At 40.6% G+C, this 20,664-nt stretch carries 16 protein-coding genes; 10 read left to right on the top strand and 6 right to left on the bottom strand.

The features are described from left to right. Nucleotides 1-149: 149 nt before the first annotated feature. Both ESA94_RS20880 and ESA94_RS20875 read left to right on the top strand, forming a co-directional pair. Nucleotides 150-1,634: a hypothetical protein gene (locus tag ESA94_RS20880; RefSeq protein ID WP_129132905.1), complete on the top strand. Its 1,485-nt coding sequence runs from the start codon at nt 150-152 to the stop codon at nt 1,632-1,634. 54 nt (nt 1,635-1,688) lie between these two features. Then, a complete protein-coding gene (locus ESA94_RS20875; RefSeq protein WP_129132904.1) occupies nt 1,689-2,333 on the top strand; it encodes a hypothetical protein in 645 nt (214 codons plus the stop codon). Between the two features lie 7 nt (nt 2,334-2,340). Here the strand turns inward: ESA94_RS20875 and lysA are convergent, their stop codons facing one another. The 3 genes from lysA to atpG all read right to left on the bottom strand — a co-directional run bounded on the left by lysA (nt 2,341) and on the right by atpG (nt 5,549). Then, a complete protein-coding gene (gene lysA / locus ESA94_RS20870; RefSeq protein ID WP_205756034.1) occupies nt 2,341-3,546 on the bottom strand; it encodes a diaminopimelate decarboxylase in 1,206 nt (401 codons plus the stop codon). Nucleotides 3,547-3,666: 120 nt separating this feature from the next. Continuing rightward, nucleotides 3,667-4,566 (bottom strand): SMC-Scp complex subunit ScpB, encoded by a 900-nt coding sequence (gene scpB / locus ESA94_RS20865; protein WP_129132903.1) that lies wholly within the window; start codon nt 4,564-4,566, stop codon nt 3,667-3,669. 95 nt (nt 4,567-4,661) lie between these two features. Further along, nucleotides 4,662-5,549 carry an ATP synthase F1 subunit gamma gene (atpG, locus tag ESA94_RS20860; RefSeq protein ID WP_129132902.1) on the bottom strand — a complete coding sequence of 296 codons (888 nt, stop codon included), beginning with the start codon at nt 5,547-5,549 and terminating at the stop codon, nt 4,662-4,664. 167 nt (nt 5,550-5,716) lie between these two features. On the opposite strand from atpG, the gene ESA94_RS20855 reads away from it, so the two are divergent. Continuing rightward, entirely contained in the window at nt 5,717-6,457 is a 741-nt protein-coding gene (locus ESA94_RS20855; protein ID WP_129132901.1) for a DUF3667 domain-containing protein, read from the top strand. Nucleotides 6,458-6,501: 44 nt separating this feature from the next. On the opposite strand, the gene ESA94_RS20850 is transcribed toward ESA94_RS20855, so the two are convergent. Further along, nucleotides 6,502-9,348 (bottom strand): outer membrane beta-barrel protein, encoded by a 2,847-nt coding sequence (locus ESA94_RS20850; RefSeq protein WP_129132900.1) that lies wholly within the window; start codon nt 9,346-9,348, stop codon nt 6,502-6,504. 407 nt (nt 9,349-9,755) lie between these two features. Here ESA94_RS20850 and secA point away from each other — a divergent pair, with 407 nt between their 5' ends. The 4 genes from secA (at nt 9,756) to ESA94_RS20830 (ending at nt 15,615) form a co-directional block, all read left to right on the top strand. Then, complete coding sequence (gene secA, locus ESA94_RS20845) at nt 9,756-13,085, top strand: preprotein translocase subunit SecA (protein ID WP_129132899.1); 3,330 nt, start codon at nt 9,756-9,758, stop codon at nt 13,083-13,085. A gap of 78 nt (nt 13,086-13,163) precedes the next feature. Beyond that, a complete protein-coding gene (gene deoC, locus ESA94_RS20840) occupies nt 13,164-13,823 on the top strand; it encodes a deoxyribose-phosphate aldolase (RefSeq protein WP_129132898.1) in 660 nt (219 codons plus the stop codon). A gap of 1 nt (nt 13,824) precedes the next feature. Then, on the top strand, nt 13,825-14,271 hold the full coding sequence (locus ESA94_RS20835) for an SPOR domain-containing protein (protein ID WP_129132897.1): 447 nt from the start codon (nt 13,825-13,827) through the stop codon (nt 14,269-14,271). Nucleotides 14,272-14,376: 105 nt separating this feature from the next. Beyond that, on the top strand, nt 14,377-15,615 hold the full coding sequence (locus tag ESA94_RS20830) for a M20 metallopeptidase family protein (protein WP_240671118.1): 1,239 nt from the start codon (nt 14,377-14,379) through the stop codon (nt 15,613-15,615). Nucleotides 15,616-15,622: 7 nt separating this feature from the next. On the opposite strand, the gene ESA94_RS20825 is transcribed toward ESA94_RS20830, so the two are convergent. Both ESA94_RS20825 and ESA94_RS20820 read right to left on the bottom strand, forming a co-directional pair. Beyond that, nucleotides 15,623-16,201 carry a hypothetical protein gene (locus ESA94_RS20825; RefSeq protein ID WP_164972819.1) on the bottom strand — a complete coding sequence of 193 codons (579 nt, stop codon included), beginning with the start codon at nt 16,199-16,201 and terminating at the stop codon, nt 15,623-15,625. Between the two features lie 14 nt (nt 16,202-16,215). Further along, nucleotides 16,216-16,743 carry a hypothetical protein gene (locus ESA94_RS20820; protein WP_205756033.1) on the bottom strand — a complete coding sequence of 176 codons (528 nt, stop codon included), beginning with the start codon at nt 16,741-16,743 and terminating at the stop codon, nt 16,216-16,218. Nucleotides 16,744-16,835: 92 nt separating this feature from the next. Here ESA94_RS20820 and ESA94_RS20815 point away from each other — a divergent pair, with 92 nt between their 5' ends. The 3 genes from ESA94_RS20815 to ESA94_RS20805 all read left to right on the top strand — a co-directional run bounded on the left by ESA94_RS20815 (nt 16,836) and on the right by ESA94_RS20805 (nt 20,424). Further along, entirely contained in the window at nt 16,836-18,455 is a 1,620-nt protein-coding gene (locus ESA94_RS20815) for a C1 family peptidase (protein ID WP_129132894.1), read from the top strand. A 16-nt stretch (nt 18,456-18,471) separates the two neighbouring features. Next, nucleotides 18,472-18,957 (top strand): DUF4442 domain-containing protein, encoded by a 486-nt coding sequence (locus ESA94_RS20810; protein WP_129132893.1) that lies wholly within the window; start codon nt 18,472-18,474, stop codon nt 18,955-18,957. Between the two features lie 69 nt (nt 18,958-19,026). Beyond that, nucleotides 19,027-20,424, top strand: a complete 1,398-nt coding sequence (locus ESA94_RS20805; protein ID WP_129132892.1) for an MBL fold metallo-hydrolase — start codon at nt 19,027-19,029, stop codon at nt 20,422-20,424. Nucleotides 20,425-20,664: the final 240 nt, after the last annotated feature.

The following is a 20,664-nucleotide window of genomic DNA, read 5'->3' as shown; positions in this document are numbered from 1 at the left end:
TCGTTAACAATCTAAACAGGGCGGCAAGGTACGAAAAGAATGAAAAGGGAATTTTGTGAACTTAATTTTGCATTATAGATATGCTTTTTACATAAAGAGGTTTTTATGGAAGAAGAATTTATTTAAAAGTATTTACTAAGAGTAACCCCTTGATTTTTGTAGAAACATGCGCACATCGTTGGCGAAAAAAAAAAAGAAGTTATATTCGCCCTGTTAAATTATTAAACACCAAACTACTAACAACGAGAAACAGAAATTATCTGCAAATTGTGTTGCTATTCCTTGTCTTTTTTAATTCCTGTAAAAAGGATTTTAAGTCAAACACCATTCCTGAGCAAAAGGCAACTTTCCCAACAACAGAAAAGGATATTCAAAATGTAAAAATTGTAACAGCTATCTCAGGCTTGTTAAAGGAAGTTTATAAAAATAAGCTGGCTTTTTATGAAGTTAATGCAGCTATTTATTCAGGTTATTATGAAGATGAACGTGTGCATTTGAAAGATTTGCTTTTTCCAGAAGCAAGCGAACTTTATCAGCAGCAGAGCTTCAGGAAGTATGGCGCAACCGTTGGTGAATTCAAAAAAAGCTTTTTTAAAGAATTGGCCAGTGATAAATATCCTGCATTAAATTTTTTAAGCAAATACAATGTACAGAATCAAAGCGACATGACAACTGCTTCTCCGGTTGATACTGCAGCAGAAATCTTTGCGAATTCTTCGGGAGTTTCAATTTACTTCCCATATTCAGAAAACTTTCAGGTGCCATTAACAACACAATATTTCAGTAATATCAATACTGATCCATGGGGTTATTTGGCAACAGTTATTCCTGCGGATAGAGAAGCAAACGCTGCACCAGGCGAACAGCCAATGAAGAACAGGCGTTTTGTGAATGGGGATTACGAGTGGTATATTGATTACACGCCTGTAACTGTTGATGATAATTATGCTGAGAATAACATTACCCATATTGTTGGATTTGGGGCCAGTCCAACAATAATTAATAGCGATCCGCCGGTTATTCAAAATACCAATCGTGTTTATACTGGTTGGGTTAGAGTTATTAATAAGCAATATGACAATTTTATTTCTTTTAATAGTGAAAACGGAGGAGCCGGCGAGTTTAAAGTTTGTAGAATTAGTGGTTATCTTCAACAGGCTAATCAACAAGTGACTAATTTTGCCGGAGACATAGCTAGCGTATCAATTAAACGGAGGGATGTTCGAAAAGGAATATGGAAACGTATCTATGCAAGTTGGGATCCTGATTGGAAAAATGATAATTTGGAACAGATTCTTGCAGTGTACGAGGAGGACAGGGAAGATACCAAAGTGTTCACGGGCTCACTCAAAACTACTGTTAAAATCGACAATGTTAATGTTGAAGGAAACATTGGCTATAATATTACAGTTAAAAGTCAAGATAATATAGTGCGTCAACTAAAATATACAAGGTCATCTTATTTCAGTGATGCAAAAAATTCCCAAGGCTGGGGGTTCGAACTTACCGATAAATCTGGCGGAGGGAAACGATTCGATACAGAGTTTTTAAGCACAGGCTCATGGCCAGCATATGATGGCAATTATTCATCAGGAGCTGATTGGAATTTTACCTTTCCATACAAGACATTTTAATCAATACAAATAAAAAACCTGGTTTTTTCTTAAAAACCAGGTTACTCATTAAATATGAAGCTATACCTGTTTTTAATTGGATTTTTAATAATTCCATTCTATTTTTTTGCTCAAGAGAAATCTTTTTTCCTTTCTTATGGAAATGGCCTTGGCGGCAGTTTTTTTTCATCTACTTATCCAGAATTTACACCTCTGCCTGGGAATCGTAATTATTCCAAAAAAAAATTTATTGGACAAACACAGGATATTATCCTTGGCTTTCGAACAAAAAATAACTGGACTCTTAGAATCGGATTAAATTATCAATCTTTCTCGAAAAAGGTGTCGTTTACGGATACACTTGCAGGTAGTACCATTGTATCTATCAATCATTCTATTCGAGATCGAAATTTTATGTATTGTACAGCTGTTGGTAAAGAAATAGTAAAAAGGAAACACCGGTATAGTTTTGGATTGGGTATCTATTATCTTGAAAGCTATTTACATAAAATAGAAGTGTATTCATCTCGTTTAGTTGATAACGAAAATCCATGGAAAGGGATTAAAAATGGGGAAGCTGGTCTTTTAAGTGAAGCAGCTTATGAATATCAATTTCAACCAAAAGTATCTATTGGGGTTAAAGGACAGTTTTACTACACAGCAACTGCAGTATATGCTGAGTCAATAACATTATTCCCTTACATCTCTGTCAGATTTTAATTTAAACTCAAACAATATTCTTCAACAAATCCTCAAAGCTTTCTCTTCTACGGATGAGTATTGCTTCACCATCTTTTACCAATACTTCAGCAGGGCGGTAGCGTGAGTTGTAATTACTGCTCATTTCAAAACCATAAGCACCTGCGTTGTGTATGCAAAGGATATCGCCTTCTTTTATTTCGGGCAACATACGATCACTGGCAAACGTATCGGTTTCGCAGATATAACCGGTGATCATGTGTTTCTTTTCTTCACCGTTGGGGTTACTTAAATTGCTGATGTAATGATAGGCATCGTACATCATGGGGCGGATGAGATGATTTAAGCCTGTGTTAATACCCGCAATGATCACATCTGCATTTTGTTTCAGCACATTTACTTCGGCGAGTAAATAACCACATTCACTCACTAAGAATTTACCCGGCTCAAACCATACCTGGAGTTCTTTACCATTCGCCAATGGATGATCTGCAAATGCCTGTTTTAATTTTTGTGCAAGCTCTGCAATATTGGTTTCTTTTTCATGCTCCATGTAGGGCACTTTAAAACCACCGCCAAGATCAATTACTTCCAGTTCGGGAAAATGCGGAATGAGATCGAACAACACTTCAATCCCTTTTACAAATACTTCCGCATCTTTTATTTCGCTGCCGGTATGAATATGCAATGTGCGGATGAAGATGTTATTGTCTTTTACAATTTGCTCAAGTTCTGCAATCTGTTCAACAGGAATACCAAACTTGCTTTTATTATGACCTGTTGAAATTTTTAAGTTACCACCTGCCATGATATTTGGACGCAGACGGATACCAACAGGATAACTATGACCGTATTTCTTTCCAAACTTTTCAAGATTCGATAAACTATCGATGTTGATGTGTACGCCTGCTTCAACAGCTTCTTCAATTTCAGCAAACGAAATACCATTGCTGGTGTACAATACATTTTCAGGTTTAACACCTGCATGCAATGCGAGCTTTACTTCGTTAATGCTGCTGCAATCGATATTACAACCAAGACTGTTGATGTATTTGATCACATGCAGATTGGTTAATGCTTTTGAAGCATAAAAAATGCGTGTATCCAAAACAGAAAAACCGTTCACCAGTTTTTCGTATTGTGTTTTGATCTTGTTTGCATCGTACACATATACAGGCGTGCCGTATGTTGCTGCAATTGCTGACAGTTGATTGGTGGGTATTGTGGTCGTCATTGTAATTTTTGCTGGCTGCGAATTTAGTTGAAAAATCGGTCGGGATACTTTGCTGCCTGAACGATCATCTGTAAGTTATTTGGTAAAAGAAAAACCCCGACGTTTCGGTCGGGGTTTTATTTAAGATTTTGTTTCTTCTTCGTTCGATTCTTCGTCGTTACTTTCCTCTTCTTCCTGTTGCTCCTCGCTGGTTTCAGGCTCTTCTTCAATAACTTCTTCCTCTTGTGGTTCTTCTGCTGTTTCTTCTTCGGCTTCTTCGTCAACAATCTCTTCTTCAGTAATTGTTTCTTGCCCACTTATTACTTCCTCAACCACCTCTTCAATAGTTTCTTCTCCGGGTTCAACAACAGGTTGTTCCAATAATTCACCATCTTCTGTTACAACCAATGTTTCGCCGGTTTCAAGTTCCTGTGCTTCTTCACCTGCAACGTGTAATGTGTCGCTTTGTACAGCTGTCGGGTCAATGATGTCGGTAGAAATAACCTCTTTGATCTTTGGAAGATCTTCGGGAGAGTTAATGCCGAAGTAATCCATGAACGAACGGGATGTACCATACACCAATGGATGGCCGGGTAGCTTTTCGTTACGTCCGAGTATAACGATCAATTCTTTTTCCAATAATTTCTGTACTGCATAGTCGCAGTTTACACCACGGATAGCTTCCATTTCACCTTTGGTGATGGGTTGCTTATAGGCGATAATGGAAAGTGTTTCTAATGCAGCCGTGCTTAAACGTTTTAAAAATTTATCGCCGTTGATCTGTGCTACCGTTTTATGATAATCCCTTTTGGTAAGGAATTGCCATCCGCCACCGCTTTCACGAACTTCGAATGGATAAAATTCAGCTGCATATTTTTCTTTAATAGCTGCAATCGCTGCTTCAGTCTGATCCAGGCTTGCACGGTCTTCAATAAAGCCCAATGCATTATTCACCAGGTCGCACAGTTCCAGTGTGGTAAGCGGACGTTCAGCTGCAAAAATCAGCGCTTCAATATGAGGGATGATTACACTTAATTCCATTCGTAATTTGAAAATTTGAAAATTGGTGAATTTGAAAATTAAGTGAAATCCTCCAATCTTACGTAATTGCTTTGCATTTCGGCTGAAACAAGTGCTTATCCGTTCAGAGCTGCTGCACCACTTACGATCTCTGTAAGTTCGGTAGTAATAGCTGCCTGGCGTGCACGGTTATAGCTGATGCGGAGTGAACGTAACAATTCGTTGGCGTTATCGCTTGCTTTATCCATTGCCGTCATACGGGCACCATGCTCGGAAGCATTGGCATCGAGTACAGCTTTAAATAATTGTGTATTGAGGATTTTCGGCATCAATTCGGTAATCAATTCTTCTTTACCAGGCTCGAAAATAAAATCAGATTTTGTTTTTGAAGTGCTGCCTTGATTTTCCACTTTAGGAATAGGCAGGAAACGTTCTACTTTAAATTGCTGGGTTGCTGCATTCTTAAACTGGCTGTACACCAGTTCCACCACATCAAATTCGCCTTTCGAAAAAGCTTCCATTGCTGCCGCAGATGCTTTCTGAATATTTTCGAAAGAAAGCTGCAGGAACAAATCTTTAAATGTATCGTTTGCTTTGTAACCGGTACGTTGCATTGCTTCGTAACCTTTTTTACCAATGCCCCATATTTCTACATTGCCTTTGCTGTATTGCTCAGCATATTGTTCGTTAATTACCTGGCGGGCCAGTTTAACAAGGTTGGCATTATAACCGCCGCATAAACCACGATCGCTTGTAACAAGGATAACAAGTACTTTATTTACTGCACGTTCAGTAGCCAGTTTCATACTAACACTACCATCGCTGTTGCTCACAATATTGCTGAGCATATCCTGCAGTTTTTGTGCGTAGGGACGCATCTGGATGATCGCATCCTGTGCTTTACGCAGTTTGGCTGCACTCACCATTTTCATCGCTTTAGTAATCTGCTGGGTGCTTTGCACACTCTTAATCCTGTTACGAACCTCTTTTAATTGTCCGGGCATGGTTTACACGTTTATTTTCAGGCCGCAAAGGTAAAGGAATCGGGCTAACATCCCCAAGCCGTGAGCGAATTTGTGGAAAAGGAGTTGGAGGTTTTTTCAGCCCTGTTTCAAGCTCAAAACGGGTAGAAACAGGGTTTTTCTTATTTTCAGCCTAACCAAAACTGCTTATGCACGCAACCAACTGCTTAAACTGCGGAACCGAAACGGAGCCCTCGCACCAGTATTGCTCTGCCTGCGGGCAAAAGACCGATACCCATCGTTTAACGTTAGGGCATATTCAGCACGATCTTGTACATGCAGTAACCCATGCGGATAAAAGTATTTTTTCATTGGTTTGGCAATTGCTGCTGCGGCCCGGTACAGTTGCCCGGGAATATGTTGAGGGAAAGCGAAAGAAGTATTTTAACCCGTTTGCATTTCTTTTTATTGTTGTAGGGCTTGCTTCGGTTATTCTGATCAGCTCGGGGTTTACCAATTTTGGGGCTAACCCACGTGTGCCGCCCAATCCTGTGTCTGCTTTTTTTAATAAGCATGTTAACCTCATTATTTTTCTTAATGTGCCGTTACTGGCAATGTTCAGCAGTTTATTCTTCAGAAAAGGAGGGCGAAACTTTGCCGAGAACCTGGTGCTTGCTGCTTATACTTCAGGTGAGCGCTCTGTTTTCTTTAGCCTTGTAATTGCGCCTTTATGGATGTTGTTGCATACACAGTATTACCTGATGTTAACACTGTATATTCTTTCATGGTTCAGCTATTATGCATGGGCCAGCAGCAGGTTTCATAACGGGAAAAAAGGGGTGGGTTTTGTTAAAGGATTTCTTGTGGCTTTGTGTACACAGCTTGTAACTGTAATAATTGTATCAGCTACTTACGCCATCTATTTTTACTTTTTTTATAAACGGGCATAAAAAAGGCAGCTTATTAAGCTGCCTTTTTATTGTGGGTAGATTGCTTATTCGTTATTCTGTATCATCATCATATTACGACCTTCTGCACGTCGGAAATTATTGTTTTGTTGATTGCCACCTTGTGTACCGCTGAACTTGTTAAACCGGTAGGTAAAGCTCAACATAAAATACTGCGTTAAACGGTTGGTGCGTGTATCGGTAACATACTGTTCTGTTACACTACGGCTGATGTTGGTGTTTTGTTTAAAGATATCGAAACCTGCAAGTTTGATGATACCGTTTTTCTTTTTAAAGATCTCTTTTTCAACCGATGCATTTAACAACGCAATATTTTCTTGATTAGATGAGGTTAAACCTTCGTAAATGAAGTAATCAAAATCCCAACGCAGGATAAAGCCTGCACCGAAATCAATTCGTCCATCGTTGCTGAGTGTAATGGTATGTAAACGGTTGAGGTTATTGTTTGCAGAATAATCAGTATAGTTAAGATTGTAGCTTGCTCCGGTGCGTAACTCCAGCCAGCTTAAATTATAATCGAAATCTACACCAGGGCTCCATATCCAGTTATGTGCTGTGTTTCTGATATCTGCACCAACAATACTATCTGTTGCTGTTTTTGTTACCTGGTTCGATACACTCACATTGTTGTTATAGTTCAACATACTGCGTAAGCCAATTACATACTTACGGTTTTGGAACGGACGACCATAGTTCACAAACAAATTACTGTTGTAATAGCCTTTAATATTTACAGGCTGTGTAAACGTAGCACCGGTAAATCGACCGGAACCATCTTTAAAGTTGGTAACCTTGTTTACGATCTGGTTGTTGATGAAGTTGAACGATCCGTTCACCATAAAAATTTTACCAGATCCAAAGTTGAAATTATTGAACGTTCCGTTAAACACATGGCTTGTTGATGGCTTAAGGAAAGGGTTACCTGTTGATTTATTCAATTGACTGCTTTCTTCTAACACAGGCTGCAGCTGATCGAAGCTGGGCTGGCGTGCGCTACCGTTATAATTAAAGTTTAATGTTTTTGAACGTGAGAAACTATACTGAAAACGGGCTACAGGAAACCAGTTGAAATTTGTAATTGGTTTATAGGCACTGTCTTTTGTAATGCTGTAACCATTTAAAATTACAGGCTGTACCATTACACCAATGGTGTAGTTGTATTTTTTCATAACCGTTCTTACAGCTGCGCTGATGCGGTTATAATTGAAGTCGGTTTCGTAGTTATTGCTGAGGTAGCTTACAAAAGCATAATCGTTACCGGTTAATGGATCTTTTGTGTACACCTGTTTATTATTCCCTGAAAAGTTACGGTTGAAATTATAGTTCAGATCAAGGAAACGATTAGCTGTTAATGGTTCGGTATACGTAAACCTTGCATTGAAGCCGCTGTTACGGTTATCCTGGATGGTATTACGGAACTGCAGCGAATCTCTCAGGAAAGCTCCGTTCGCATCGTAGAAGTTGGTATAGTTTTCTTTCAGCTGATCCGATTCGCTGCCGGAAAGCGTTAACTGACCATTAAACGAAAAGTTTCTTCCCCTTTTCTTAAAACGGTGGTTGTACAGAAGCGAAGTACTGAAATCGGGACGTTTTGATAACACCGATGTTTGGTTGCTGTCGGCTCTTGTTTGCAACTTTCCATTATAGTAATGCGATGAATCGAAAGAAAGATTATTACCATCTGCATACGAAAAACTCGGGTTAACTTTTATGTAGTTAAATGAGTCAATCCAGTATTCAAGATTTGCAAATGCACGATGGGTGCCACCTTTATTGGTAGTTGCTTTGTATGTATTGGTAAGCAACGAAAAGAGTGGCTGATCTCTTGAAGTAAAAGATTCGGTTAATGTGTTACGGTGTGTATAGGTATAGCTTCCATAAAAAGAGTTACGCTTACCAAAATCGGTACGGTAGTTAAGACCAACCGAATTAAGATTGGTAATACCATTTTGATTATTGCTGTTATTGCCGCCGCCACCGCCGCCGCCAAACTGCATACCACCACCACCGCCACCGCTGCCTTCATTTGCACGAAAGGTAGAAGTGTTGTTGTTATTGCTGTTTACAATAAGCGAAAGCTGCTGACTGTTGTTAAAACGGTTTAAGGCACCTGCTGCTACGTAACGGTCGTCGGTACCGTAACCAATCATGGCCCGGCCAAAGTAACCCTTGTTTTTATCTTTCTTTAATTGCAGATTAATGATCTTCTCCGGTTCACCATCACGAACACCTGATGCATTTGATTGGTCGCCGTAATCATCTACTACCTGTACTTTATCAATCATATCGGCAGGAATTTCCTGTGTGGCAGTTTTGGGGTCGCCGCTGAAAAAATCTTTGCCGTTTACTTTTACTCGTGTTACCTGTTTGCCATGTGCTGTAATATTTCCCTGGCGATCTACCTGCACACCCGGTAGTTTTTTCAACAACTCTTCGGTAGTTGCATTGGGCTTGGTTTGAAACGCACCTGCACGGTATTCAACCGTATCTTCTTTCATAGTTACAGCAGGCGCTTCAATTACAATTTCTGCCAGATCGAGGTAGGTGTTTGTAAGAACCAGCTCGCCAAGATCAATATTCGATACACCGGCAGAAGGTTTAAAAAACTCCTTTACCATCGGCTTATAACCCGAGTAGCTGATGATAATTGAATAAGCCGAAGCGGGAATTTTTGTAAAACTGAACTCACCTTTCGCATTGGTGATGGTTCGCAGCGTGTCTTTCGGTAAATCCTTTTCAACCAGTTTAACTGTTGCTTTTTCCAAACCTTTAGCACCGGTAGAGTCGGTTACTTTACCGGATATTCCGGAAGTTTGGGCAAGTGCCGGTACAGAAACAGTGGCGATAAGGATAATGAGTAATAGTTTCTTCATAAACTTGTTTGAAATGCGAAATACGAATTTTTTCGTTTAAATATGAAATTGCAAAATGTTAAATAATAGACGATAAGCTTTTCTAAAACTTGCATAACCCTGAATCTTCGGGATAAAAGGCAAAACTATTCCTTCAATGGCCGCCCCTTATCCGTACAGGAGGGTAAAATGCTTAAAAGCCCTTTAGGTTCTGTTAAAGTATTAACGGGCAATGTGTTCGGTCAGGTATATTCCGGCTATGGCTTTTCAAAAAACAAATAAGGGCAATTTTCTCTCAACACTTAATCATTACCTTTGTCGGCCTCTGCAAAAGGGGTGTTTCTGTCAAATTGGCTTTAAATAAAACCTTGCATTGTATTTGACTGAACCAAAGCTTAAATCATAAATTGACTCATTAATATATTCTCATGTTAGGATTCCTATCGAAACTCTTCGGAGGCAGTAAAAGTGAAAAGGATGTACAGAAACTTACACCTATCGTTGAAAAGGCCAACGAATTCTTTCAGCAATATCAAAGTTTAAGCAACGATCAGCTCCGTAATAAAACAGCGGAGTTTCGTGAACGTATCAAAGCGCATTTAGCGGCTATCAATGAGGAGATCAGCAACCGCACCAGCGAAGCTGATGCCTTAACAGAAGATCAGATACAGCAGAAAGATGAAGCCTATCAACAAATTGATAAGCTGAAAAAAGAGCGTGATAAGAAGATCGAAGAAATTCTGGAGCAGATCCATCCCGAAGCGTTTGCTGTGGTAAAAGAAGCTGCCCGTCGTTTCACCAATAACGAAGAATTGCAGGCAACTGCAACCCAACTCGACAGAGATTTGGTGATCAAACGCCCACATATGCGCATTGAAGGCGACCAGGTATTTTATAAGAAATCGTGGATGGCTGCCGGCGGGCAAGTTACCTGGAACATGGTGCATTACGATGTACAGTTAATAGGTGGTAGTGTTTTACACCAGGGTAAAATTGCCGAAATGGCAACCGGTGAAGGTAAAACGCTTGTATCTACATTGCCTGCCTATCTCAATGCATTAGCCGGCGAAGGTGTACACCTTGTAACCGTGAACGATTACCTGGCCCGTCGTGATAGTGAATGGAACGGAACCTTGTTTGAGTTCTTAGGGTTAACTGTTGATTGTATCGATAAACATCAACCCAACAGCGAAGACCGCCGCAAAGCATATTTAGCCGATATCGTGTATGGTACCAACAACGAATTTGGTTTTGATTACCTGCGTGATAACATGGTGGTAAACTCTGCAGAGAAAGTACAACGCAAACTGCACTTTGCAATGGTGGATGAGGTAGATAGCATTTTAATTGATGAAGCCCGTACGCCATTGATTATTGCCGGTCCGGTTGGTACTGGCAGTAACGAGCAGCAGTTCCACAACATGCGCCCACGTATTGAGAAACTGGTGGATGCACAAAAACGTTTAGCACAGCAATATTTGAACGACGCTAAGAAAGCAATTGCCGAAGGCGACGATGATGCGAAAAGTGGCGGACTTGCGTTAATGCGTGCATGGAGAGGTTTACCTAAGTACGGTCCGTTAATCAAGTATTTAAGTGAGCCCGGTATTAAAGTGAAACTGCAGAAAGCAGAAAACTATTATCTCGCCGATCAGCAAAAAGAAATGCCGAAGGTGGATGAAGGTTTACTTTTCCATATTGATGAAAAGAGCAATTCGGTTGAACTGACCGACAAAGGTTTGGCCATGCTCACCAAAGAAAATGAAGACCCGACTTTCTTTGTATTGCCAGATATCAGTACAGCATTAGCTGCTATTGAAAGAAGTGCAGATGCAGCAGAAGAAAAACTTCAGCAGAAAGAATCGTTGTTAAATGAATACTCAGCAAAAGCAGATCGTATTCATACTGTATTGCAAATGCTGAAAGCATATGCCTTGTTTGAAAAAGATGTAGAGTACGTAGTGTTGGATGGCCAGGTAAAGATCGTTGATGAGCAAACAGGTCGTATTCTGGATGGCCGTCGTTACAGCGATGGTTTACATCAGGCTATTGAAGCGAAAGAGAATGTACACATCGAAGCTGCAACACAAACTTATGCAACTATCACGCTGCAGAACTACTTCCGTATGTATCACAAACTTTGTGGTATGACGGGTACTGCGGAAACAGAAGCAGGAGAGTTTTGGGATATTTATAAACTTGATGTTGTAAAAATTCCTACCAACCTCAATATGATCCGTGACGACAGACAGGATCTGGTGTACAAAACCAAGCGTGAAAAATACAAAGCAGTTATTGAAGAAATTGAAGTGATGCGTGCAGCAGGCCGTCCGGTTCTGGTAGGTACAACATCAGTAGAGGTGAGTGAATTGCTGAGTAAGATGCTGCAGGTGAAAAAGATTCCGCACAATGTATTGAACGCAAAACAACATGCGAAAGAAGCACAGGTTGTTGCTGAAGCAGGTTTGCCAAGCGCTGTAACCATTGCTACAAACATGGCCGGTCGTGGTACCGATATTAAATTGGGTGCTGGTGTAAAAGAAGCAGGTGGTTTGGCAATTCTTGGTACAGAACGTCACGATAGTCGTCGTGTCGATCGTCAGTTGCGTGGTCGTGCAGGTCGCCAGGGTGATCCCGGTTCTTCACAGTTCTATGTATCGCTGGAAGATGATCTGATGCGTATGTTCGGCAGTGATCGTATTGCCGGCATGATGGATAAACTCGGTTACAAAGAAGGTGAAGTGATCCAGCACAGCATGATCACCAAATCAATTGAACGTGCACAAAAGAAAGTAGAAGAAAACAACTTTGGTATACGGAAGCGTTTGCTTGAGTACGATGATGTAATGAACAAACAGCGTTCGGCAATTTATACACGTCGTAATCACGCATTAAGCGGCGAACGTTTGGCTCTCGATACAGATAATGGATTCTATTCTGTTGCAGAAGGATTGATCGCTTCGTTCAAAGAACAAAACGATCACGAAGGATTTAAAATGGCTGCTATCATCAACTTTGGTATTGATACAACCATTACTGCAGAGCAACTCGATAAATCGGATAGTAATGCATTAGCCGAAGCTTTGTATGTAGAAGCAAAAACAGCTTACCTGCGTAAGTGCGATGCGTTGAAAAAAGATGCATTGCCGGTGTTCCAAAATATTAAAGTAACGCAAGGCTCGCATATTGAAAATGTGTTTGTACCATTCAGCGATGGTAAACGTGGTTTACAGGTGCTGGCGTCGATGAACAAAACCATCGATTCAAAAGGACATGAACTTGTAAGTGCATTAGAACGTACATCAACACTCGCATTTATCGATGAAGCATGGAAAGAACATTTACGTGCAATGGACGATTTGCGTACCTCAGTACAAAACGCTACTTACGAACAAAAAGATCCGTTGGTGATTTATAAAGTGGAAGCATATACGTTGTTCGAACAGTTGAATAGTGAGATCAACAAGAATATTGTTTCCTTCCTTGCACACGCAGGGTTACCTGTTGAAGAAAATAACGCCGGACAAATTCGTGAAGGTCGTGAACAGAAAACCGACATGAGTAAAATGCGTCAACGTAAAGAAGATATGGTTGCTGCAGGTGCCGGTAATGAATTGATGGAAACACCGGATTACTACGATCCGTCTGAAAATGTAAAACAGGAACCGGTTGTTGCAGGTCCGAAGATCGGACGTAACGATCCCTGTCCTTGCGGTAGTGGTAAAAAATACAAACAATGTCACGGTAAAGATTTATAAAATGAAACCTCCTTCGGGAGGTTTTTTTAGCTGCTGAACATTCTTTGTTTCTAATCGTTTAAAAAATACATTTGCCCCATGAATATTGCTTCTTATATCGATCATACGATTCTTAAACCAACTACATTGGTTAGTGATATTGAACAACTGTGCACCGAAGCCGGTCTGTATAATTTTGCAGCTGTATGTGTGCCGCCGCCATTCACAAAATTTGCAAAAGGATTGCTTGGTGGTACAACCGTTAAAACGGCAACAGTAATCGGGTTTCCGTTTGGCTATTCGGCTATTGAGGCAAAAGTTACAGAAACGCTGCTGTCAATTGTTGACGGCGTTGATGAGATTGATATGGTGGCAAATATTTCGGCTATTAAAAACGCCGACTGGAATTTTGTAAAGCACGAAGCTGAAGTGTTAATACCAATGGCACATAAAAAAGAAAAGCACATCAAAGTAATTATTGAAAGCGGTGTGCTTACCGATGAAGAGATCATCCGTTGCTGTGAAATTTATGCTGAACTTGGCGCAGATTTTGTAAAAACTTCTACCGGTTACGCCGAAAAAGGCGCTACTTTAGAGGCGGTGCAACTGATGCGGAAGCATTTACCGTCTAACATCAAAATCAAAGCATCGGGCGGCATCCGTAATTATGCTTTTGCCAAACAGTTAATTGAAGCAGGAGCAGACAGATTAGGTTGCAGTGCAAGCGTTGCCATTGTAAAAGAAAGTTTGAATCAGTAATATGAAAAAAAATATTCTGCTTTGCCTCATGCTATGTGTTGCAGTTTTTGCTCATGCGCAAATAGCAACAGACACCGTAAGCAGCAATGTGTTTGTTATTAAAGACAGCCGCATTGATTTGCTTGCAAAAAAGAAAGCGGAGATCAACAAAAAAGCAGCTGATGCAAAACGCCCGACCAAAGGGTTTCGCATACAGGTGTTGAACACCACCGACCGTACCCAGGCATTGGCTGCAAAATCAAAATTGCTTGCACAATATCCCGATCATAAAACCTATCTCTTATACCAGGCCCCATATTTCAAACTCCGCATCGGCAATTTTGTTGAACGTAACGAAGCCGATGATCTGAAGAAAGAGCTGGCGAAAATGTTCCCAACCGGTGTTTTTGTTATTCCAAGCGATATTGAATACAAAGCTCCGCCCGAGAAAGAAGAAATTATTAAGTAATCCTTCGTCCGACGCCTCGTTTGACGAATAATCATCCTGGTGTCTGCTCACCCGAAGGGTGACTGTACAACAGTAATTATTTAGTGATGACCAGTCATCCTTCGGATGAACAGTCATCAAGAAAGCCTGCAGCGTTGCAGGTTTTTGTATTTTTGCGCATCTATGTTAAAAGATCAGATACAGCTACTTGCTAAAAAATATAAAGAAGAGTTTATTGCAGTGCGTCATCATCTGCATGCAAATCCCGAACTCAGTTACAAAGAATTTGAAACATCAAAGTTTGTACAAGCGAAACTTCAGGAGTTTGGTATTCCGTTTACCGTAATGGCCGAAACAGGTGTGGTTGGTTTGATCGAGGGAAAGAACCCATCTTCAAAAGTGATTGCACTCCGTGCCGATATGGATGCATTGCCAATACTGGAAGAAAATGATGTGCCCTATAAATCAAAAGTAGATGGTGTAATGCATGCATGCGGACATGATGTACACACCACCTGTTTACTTGGTGCTGCAAAAATTCTCAACGATTTAAAAGCAGAGTGGGAAGGAACAGTGAAGCTGATCTTTCAACCAGGCGAAGAAAAAAATCCTGGCGGTGCAAGTATTATGATCAGGGAAGGTGTGCTTGAAAATCCAAAACCGCAATGCATTTTTGGTTTGCATGTGCATCCCGGTTTGCAGTTGGGACAATTAAGTTTTCGTGGCGGTAAAGTAATGGCCAGTGCTGATGAGTTATATCTAACGGTGAAGGGTAAGGGCGGACATGCAGCTGCACCGCATTTAGCAGTTGATCCTATTTTAATTGCCTCGCATTTGGTGGTGAGTCTGCAACAGATCATCAGCCGCAATCGTAATCCACATAATCCTTCGGTATTATCTATTACTGCATTTAATGCTGGTACAACAACCAATGTTATTCCCAACGAAGTAAAGATCATGGGTACGTTTCGTGCAATGGATGAGCAGTGGCGTTTTGAAGCACACGAGCTCATTCGCCGTAATGCAAAGCTGTTGGTTGAAAGTATGGGTGGTGAACTTGATCTGCATATTGATGTTGGTTACCCCACAGTGTACAACAACGAAGCACTCAACGAAAAAGCAAAAGCAAAAGCTGCTGCATTTTTAGGTGAAGCACATGTTGAAGAGACAGAGCTGCGTATGGGGGCAGAAGATTTTGGATACTACTCACAGGTAATTCCCGGTTGTTTCTTTCGCTTAGGTGTAATGAATAAAGAAAAAGGAATCAGCAGTGGTGTACACACACCAACATTTAATATTGATGAAGATGCGATTGAAACAGGTATGGCAATGATGGCTTGGTTGGGAAGTACGGTTGAGCCGTAAGTTTTTTCTATTTATTTGACATTTTGGTACTTAAGCCATACCTCTCAAAAAGAAGCTGTAATTCCTTAAACATTATATCGCATTTATCAGGAGAGATAATTTCATTGCTACTGGTTTTAAAACCGAGACATTCAAAACAGATCTCTATATATTCAAAAGGTTCGTTTTTTTGGTTGTAAAAAACAATTGCATTTCTTGGCATGTAACACATTACTTTTGATTGTTCAATAAGTGTCCATTTAGAGCAGTCATTATATAGAATATCTGTTAATGAATCGATTTGAGAACTGTTTAACTCAACAACATCAGTAAGCTTACTCAAATCAACTTTTCCATTAAGCAATGGTATGCTATAACTTCTACGTTGTTGTCCCTTTATTGCATCGTCTTGTAAGTGAAATGAAACAAGTTTAATTTGTTTCGCACTTGTAAAGGGAAAGAATGACAATCGTTTATTAAGAGAATATTTTACAAAGCCTGTAGGTGTTGGCTTTAATTCGTTGCTGGCCGTATCTTGTCCGTAAGATATAACTGTAAAAGTTAAGAACAATATTGTTGCTAATCCTTTCATGAAGTAGTCTTTCATTTGTTAAACATCAATTACTTCAAATACTCCTTCGGTATCAATAAATCTTTATTTTCTGTTTGCCAGAACACGGTTAAGATCCACCAGCGTTTTCCATCGTTATACAATTGAACGCTGTTGATGCCACGCATAAACGGTTCGGCATCGGTTGCAGTTCTTCTTGCTTCATAAGTGCTGAAGCAATGGGCGATATGTCCATACATTTCCTGCTTGCGGTGAATTTCTTTTTCAAAAAAGCCATTCTTTTCTAACACGGGTCCGCTTTGTGCAGTATAGTCTTCAACAGTCAACACCCGTTTCACAACTTCGCCTGTAGGCCTTACAGCAGTTGCCACTAATTTTCCTTCCGGCAAAAACAAACTCCGCATACGGTTCCAGTTTCTTGCTTCACCTGCAGGCCCGCTGATGACATTGTACAACGCCGCAATAATTGCATCAACAGTTTCTACATCAGTAACAGCAGCAGCAACAGAATCTGTTTTTGTTTGTGCATGTATTGTACAGCTGATAAGGACGAATAAAAAGAGAAAAAGTTTCTTCATTTTATTTTTTCTTGAAAGATACGTTTGTAATACGAGCGTTGGGTTTAGTCTTCAAAAATTACATTACATTTAGTCAATATAAAATAAGAGCTATGCCTATACGTATGACAGATGATCCGCAGGATCAACAGGAGCAACATAGTAATGATGGTGGTGGCGGTGGAAATTTTCCCGTTGGACCCGGCGGCGGTGGAAGAGGAGGAGGTGGTTTGCTAAGCCTCTTGCCTTTATTGCTGAATATGTTTGGCCGGGGTGGCGGCGGTGGTAAAGGAATTATTCTGTTATTGGTTGTAGCTGGAGGTGCTTATTTTTTATTAGGTCGTGGTGGTTGCAATGTAAGCGATATTGCAAGCCTTGCAACCGGTGGCTTTTTAGATCCAAAGCAATTTGAAAAAGCAGAGATCTATGAACCGCTGGCCGATGATGATACAAAAAATCCGTTGCCCGAATCGGCAAACCTGCAACGCTTTTGTCCTACACCGCAAAATCAAGGCTCACAAGGAAGTTGTGTTGCATGGAGCAGTGCTTTTGCTGCACATACAATTTTAGAAGCAACACGCACAGGTAAACAACCAAATGAAGTTGCTTTTTCTCCATCGTTCATGTACAATCAAATTGGATTGGAAGGTTGCCAGGGTTCATACATTATTCGTGCAATGGAGTTTATGACCAAGCGTGGCGATGTTCCTTTCGATCAGTTTCCTTACAACGATCAGGATTGCCAAACACAACCCGGAAGTAATCTGCAACAGGAAGCGCAACAGTTTCGCATGCGTGGATTTAACCGTTTGAGTTTGGGCGATAGAAATGATGCGGTTGATCTGCAGGCCATCAAACAAAATCTTTCACAGGGTGCGCCTGTTGTAATTGGTATGATGGTAGGACAAAGTTTTATGCAACCCATGATGGGACAGGATCTGTGGGTGCCTGCTCCCGGCGATCAAAGTATGATGGGTTTTGGCGGTCATGCCATGTGTGTGGTTGGTTATGATGATAAAAAATACAGCGGCTCATTTTTAATTATGAACAGTTGGGGTCAGGAGTGGGGCGTGAATGGATTTGCATGGGTACGTTACGGCGATTTTAAAAATTATGTACGTGAAGCGTATGGTGTAAATCCAATGCATTCAGGTAATGAAAATGTACAGCAGTTTGCATGTGAGCTTGGATTGGTAAGTGTACAGTATGATGGTAAAAAAACAATAGCAGGCGATTACATTGCTTTACGGAATATTGGTGGTAATCGTTTTGAAACAACAGTACCTGTTCGTCCGGGTGATAAATTTAAAATGGAATTGAAGAACACTACAGAGTGTTATGTGTATGTGTTCGGTAAAGAAGTGGATGGAACAAGTTATACCTTGTTTCCTTATCCACGAACCGACGATCCAACGAAAACAAAATATTCTCCGTTCTGTGGTATTACAGGCGTGCGTTTGTTTCCGAAAGATAAAAGCATGACGCCTGATAGTATCGGCAACCGTGATGTGATTGCAGTAGTTGTGAGTAAGAATGAACTGGATTGGTATCAACTCAATCAACAGATCAGCAGCGATCCTTCAGCTGATTTTGGTAGCAGGCTTAACCGTGCATTAGGTTCATCGCTTATCCGCAACGTACGTTATTCGTCAACCGGTAAAGGAACCATGCGGTTCGATGTTACAGGCGATGCCAATAATGTAGTAGCTTGTATTGTTGAAGTAACGAAGTAAACGCTTGCTTTTATTCATGAAAGAATCTGCTGTTCAATTCATCAAACAACTTACACATCCTGTAAAAGGAAAATTGTTTCTGCTGTTCAAGCTGCCATCCGCTTTTTTCAGCGGCGTACGCATTCAATCAATAACAGAAGAGCAATGCGTTGTAACGGTGCCGTACAAGTGGTTTTCACAAAACCCTTTTCGCTCAACGTATTTTGCCTGTTTGGCAATGGCGGCTGAAATGACGACAGGTGTATTAGGTTTAATGCAGATAAGTGGACGAAAGCCTGCAGTATCGATGCTGGTTGTAAACATTGAAGGCAGTTTTTTTAAAAAGGCAACTGATGTAACAAGGTTTGTTTGTGAAGATGGAAAGGAATTTGAACGGTTGGTTGATGAAGCAATTGCAACAGGCGAAGCAAAAAGCATCAAAGCAAAATCTGTTGGTCGTAACAAAGCTGGTGAGATTGTTGCTGAATTTTATGTTACATGGTCATTTAAAGCAAAGAGTTAGTAACGTGATCATTTGAGAATGCATGGACATTTTCAAATCTTCAAATTAAATCATTTTCAAATTGTCTTTATGAAACTTTCATTTCACGGAGCTGCACGTTGTGTTACAGGCAGCAAGCATCTACTTACAGTAAACGGAAAAAAATTATTACTGGATTGTGGTTTGTTCCAAGGTATGGGAAAAGATACCGATGCTATGAACCGGCATTGGGGATTTGATCCTTCAACAATTGATTACATGATCCTCAGTCATGCACACATCGATCACAGCGGTTTAATTCCTAAGTTGTGTAAAGATGGATACCAGGGTAAAATACATTGTACCGATGCTACGGCAAGTCTTACGGCTGTTCTGTTAGAAGACAGTGCGGAAATACAGGAAGATGATGTGAAGTATGAGAACAAACGGCGTGCAGCGATGAATATGCCTTACTTGCAGCCATTGTATACAGTAGAAGATGCAAAAAAAGCATTAGACCGTTTCGAGCAACATGAGTACAGTACATGGTTTAAAGTAGGGGATGGAATAGAAGCCATGTTTACGGATGCCGGTCATATCATTGGCAGCGCCTGTGTGCATTTAAAAGTAACAGAGAACGGTAAGACAAAGCGCATCACATTTTCGGGTGATATAGGCCGTTACCGGGATGTGATTTTGAAGTCGCCGCAGGAATTTCCGCAGGCCGATATCATTATCATGGAATCAACTTATGGTAACAGTTTGCACGATAACGCTGTTTCAACACCCGATCAGTTATTGCAATGGATTGAAAAAGCATGCCTGCAGAAAAAAGGTAAATTGATTGTCCCCGCATTCAGTGTTGGTCGTACGCAGGAACTGTTATACGATCTTAATCAACTCGAACTCGAACGTCGCTTGCCCGAGCTTGAATACATTGTAGACAGTCCGTTGAGTATGGAAGCAACACAGATTGTAAAAAGCTATCCCGAATATTTTAATAAACGCATTCAGAAAGTATTGCAAAGCGATAGCGATCCTTTCGGCTTTAAAGGAGTACGGTTTGTAAAAACAGTGGAAGAATCGAAGCTGTTAAACTTCAAGAGCGGTCCTTACGTAGTCATCAGTGCAAGTGGTATGGCCGATGCAGGCAGGGTAAAACATCATATCAACAATGCTATTGAAAACAGTCGTAATACCATTCTGCTCACTGGTTATTGCGAACCAAGATCACTTGGCGGCAAGTTGTTAGCAGGCCGTAAAGAAGTGAAGATTTTTGGTGTTGAAAAAGAAGTGCATGCAGAAATAGGGCAGATACGCAGCATGAGTGCACATGGCGACTATGAAGATATGAGCCAGTGGCTGGCTTGCCAGGATCCTAAAGAGGTTGAAAAATTATTTATTGTACATGGTGAGTACGATGTGCAACATGCGTTTCAGCAACGTTTAATGCGCAAGGGTTTTACAGACGTAATAATTCCTGAAATGCATTTTGAGATTGGCATTTAATAAAAAAGCCCCCGAATCGGGGGCTACCACTTAGAATAAATTCAATGTGGATTTTGGGTAATGTAAATTCAGAGAAAAAATGATTCGTTATCCTTGGTCCGTACTAATCTTGCCTGTAAATACCACCCAAACTAACCCCCTTCCGCCATTTTAAATTGACCCCCTAAAAAAATCATCCAAAAACTGGTGGAGAGATGTTCTGAAGCTGTTAAAGAACTGGCTGTTTTTTGTTTATCAAAC

This window comes from Lacibacter luteus (assembly GCF_004118265.1).
In the GTDB taxonomy this organism is placed as follows: Bacteria; Bacteroidota; Bacteroidia; order Chitinophagales; family Chitinophagaceae; genus Lacibacter; species Lacibacter luteus.
The sequence above is the reverse complement of the archived record's forward strand: the minus strand, read 5'-3'. Positions and strand labels throughout refer to the sequence as shown.